A 1,504-nucleotide genomic window follows, 5' to 3' on the forward strand; every position below is an offset into this window, starting at 1 on the left:
AACACGCTCACCCACCTTAAAAAGGTCAACACCCACACCTACGTCTTCACGCGCGACGAGCTCCCCAACAACAAGTCGCCGACCTGGGGCGCGCGGGGGCCCGATGCGGTCCGGGCGCTGTCCGCGAGTCCAGGAACAGCATCACCGTCTCGCTCGGAAGGTGTGCCATGAGAACGCGCTCATTGGTGAGCAGTGTGTTGGTCGCGGTGCTGGCCGCGTTGTCCCTGATCGTGCCGCAGGCGTCGGCTGCCACGCCGACGAGGATCATGGCGCTGGGCGACTCGATCACCGGGTCGCCGGGGTGCTGGCGGGCTCTGCTGTGGCAGCACCTGCGCAACACCGGCTACACCGACGTCGACTTCGTCGGCACGCTGCCCGCGCCGGGCTGCGGGTTCGCCTACGACGGGGAGAACGAGGGTCACGGCGGCTACCTCGCCACCAACATCGCCAACCAGAACCAGCTGCCGGGCTGGCTGTCGGCAACCCGCCCCGACGTGGTGCTGATGCACCTGGGCACCAACGACGTGTGGAGCAACATCCCCGCGAGCACGATCCTGTCCGCCTACACCAAGCTGCTGGGGCAGATGCGGGCGAGCAACCCGTCGATGAAGGTGCTCGTCGCGCAGATCCTGCCGATGACCCCGTCCAACTGCTCGGCCTGCTACCAGCGCGTGGTCGACCTCAACAACGCCATCCCCGGCTGGGCCGCGGCGAACACGACGGCCCAGTCACCGATCACCGTGGTGGACCAGTGGAGCGGCTTCAACAGCTACTCCGACACGTCCGACGGCGTGCACCCCAACGACACCGGCATCCGCAAGATCGAGGCGCGTTGGTACCCGGCCCTGACCGCCGCGCTCACGCCGAGCAGCGTCCCGACCAGCAACACCTACGTGGGGCAGCAGTCCGGCCGCTGCCTGGACGTCTCCGGCGCGAGCCAGGCCAACGGGGCGCTGATCCAGTTGTGGGACTGCAACGGGCAGGTCAACCAGCGCTGGAGCGCCACGAGCGCCTCGGAGCTGCGCGTCTACGGCGGCAAGTGCCTCGACCTGACGCCGAACTCCGCCCCGGGGACCCGGGCGCAGATCTGGGACTGCAACGGCGGTGCGAACCAGAAGTGGACGCTGGGCTCGGACGGCTCGATCCGCCACAACCAGACCGGCCTGTGCCTGGACGCGAACGGTCAGGCCACCGCCAACGGCACGGCGATCAACTCGTGGAGCTGCAACGGTCAGGCCAACCAGAAGTGGACCCGTCGGTGATAGGGCGACTCCGCGGCGACCACAACGCCCGGTTCCGCGCCTACCTCGACAGGGTGGCCGAGGTGACGTTCAGCGGACGGCGAGTTGCCGGCCACTGCGAACACCAACGGGCACGGCCACGCGGTGGACCCGCGGGTAGGGGACATCCGGCACAAGCCCTGGGAACAGCCAGGTGACGGCCGCCGAACTCCGCCCGGCTCGCCACACTCGACACCCCCAAGCCCACCAGCACCCTGATCACC

1 protein-coding gene is annotated in these 1,504 nt (G+C 68.8%); it reads left to right on the plus strand.

What is annotated here, in order from left to right:
• Window positions 1–185: 185 nt before the first annotated feature.
• Window positions 186–1,262: a ricin-type beta-trefoil lectin domain protein gene (locus AB0G02_RS39710; RefSeq protein ID WP_360805545.1), complete on the plus strand. Its 1,077-nt coding sequence runs from the start codon at window positions 186–188 to the stop codon at window positions 1,260–1,262.
• Window positions 1,263–1,504: the final 242 nt, after the last annotated feature.

The organism is Actinosynnema sp. NPDC023658, assembly GCF_040639995.1.
GTDB lineage: Bacteria > Actinomycetota > Actinomycetes > Mycobacteriales > Pseudonocardiaceae > Actinosynnema.